Below are 1,737 nucleotides of genomic sequence, written 5' to 3'. Positions count from 1 at the left end.
TGTCCTGCCCGATGATCGGGTAGCCCTTCTCCGCGCGCAGCACGTGCATGGTCTCGGTGCCGTAGGGCGTGATGCCGTGCGGGCGGCCGGCCTCGAGCAGCCGCGCCCACACCGCGACCGCGTACCACGGGTTGACGTACACCTCGAAGGCGAGCTCGCCGGAGAAGCTGATCCGGGCCAGCCGCACCGGCACCCCGTCGAGGGTGGTGTCCCGCCAGGTCATGAACGGGAAGGCCTCGTTGGAGACGTCCACGCCGGGGAAGACCGCGCCGATGACGTCCCGGGAGCGCGGGCCGACCACCGGGAAGGTGGCCCACTGCTCGGTGACCGAGGTCAGCCGCACCCGCAGCTCCGGCCACTCGGTCTGCAGCCACTCCTCCATCCAGTCCAGGACCTTGGCCGCGCCGCCGGTGGTGGTCAGGACCAGGAAGCGGTCCTCGGCCAGCCGCAGCACCGTGCCGTCGTCGATGACCATGCCGTCCACGCCGCACATGACGCCGTACCGCACCGCGCCGACCTTGAGGCTGCTGATCAGGTTCGTGTACAGCCGGTCCAGGAGGACGGCGGCGTCCGGGCCCTGGACGTCGATCTTGCCCAGGGTGGAGCCGTCGAGGATCCCCACGCCCCCGCGGGTGGCCGCGCACTCCCGCAGGACCGCGGCGTCCATGTCCTCGCCGGGCTGCGGGTAGTAGCGGGGCCGCTTCCACTGGCCGACGTCCTCGAAGACCGCGCCCTCGGCGACGTGCCAGTCGTGCAGGGCGGTGACCCGCTCGGGGTCGAACAGCCGGCCGCGGTCGCGGCCGGCCAGCGCCGCGAAGGCCACCGGCGTGTACGGCGGCCGGAAGGTGGTGGTCCCGGTGGCCTGCACCGGGATCCCGAGCAGCTCGGCGGTGATCCCCGAGGCCAGGACGCCGGAGGTCTTGCCCTGGTCGTGCGCGGTGCCGATGGTCGTGTAGCGCTTGACGTGCTCCATCGAGCGCAGTCCGGCGCCGACCGCGCGGGCGAGGTCGGCCACCGTCGCGTCGCGCTGCAGGTCGACGAACGAGGTGCTCCCCTCGGCGCCGGAGGTGTCCGGCACCCGCCACAGCACCAGCGGCGCGGTGGGGACGACGGGGTCCGGGGTGGCCGGCAACCGGTCCTCCCCCGCCGGCGGGATCGTCAGCGCCGTCAGCGCGCCGCGCGCCACCCGCTGCCCGTCGGCCAGGCACCCGGCCAGGTCGAACACGCCGGCGGCCGAGCCGGTGACGCTCATGCCGTCGAGCACCTCGCCGGGGAGGAACGCGCCGAGGGCCTCGTCGTAGCGGAGCCGGCCGCGGGCCTGGCTGAACAGGTGCACCGCGGGGTTCCAGCCCCCGCTGACCAGGAGCAGGTCGCAGGCGATCGCGCTGCCGGCGCCGACCTCCCCGTCCGCGAACGGGGCGACGAGGGCGTGCGTGACCCGCTCGACGCCCTGCGTGCCGGTCACGACGGCACCGGACAGGACGCGGATGCCGGCGTGCTCGCACTCCTCGCGGCGCGGCGAGCCCTCGGGCCGGGCGTCGACCACCGCCTGCACCCGCCCCCCCGCGCGGTGCAGGTCGAGGGCGGCGTCGTAGGCGCTGTCGTTGGTGGTGAAGACGACGGCCTCCCGGCCGGGGAGCACCCCGTAGCGGTGCAGGAACGTCCGGGCGGCGCCGGCGAGCATGATCCCCGGGCGGTCGTTGTCGGCGAACACGACCGGGCGCTCGTGCGCCCCGG

At 75.0% G+C, this 1,737-nt stretch carries 1 pseudogene; it reads right to left on the bottom strand.

Annotated features, from left to right (window positions below):
• A pseudogene (locus tag ACI78Z_RS24940) lies at positions 1-1,714 on the bottom strand (ferredoxin); the annotation flags it as partial.
• Positions 1,715-1,737: the final 23 nt, after the last annotated feature.

It is taken from the genome of Geodermatophilus sp. SYSU D01176, from assembly GCF_054050015.1.
Note: the sequence above shows the minus strand (reverse complement) of the source record. Positions and strands in the feature narration are given on the sequence as shown.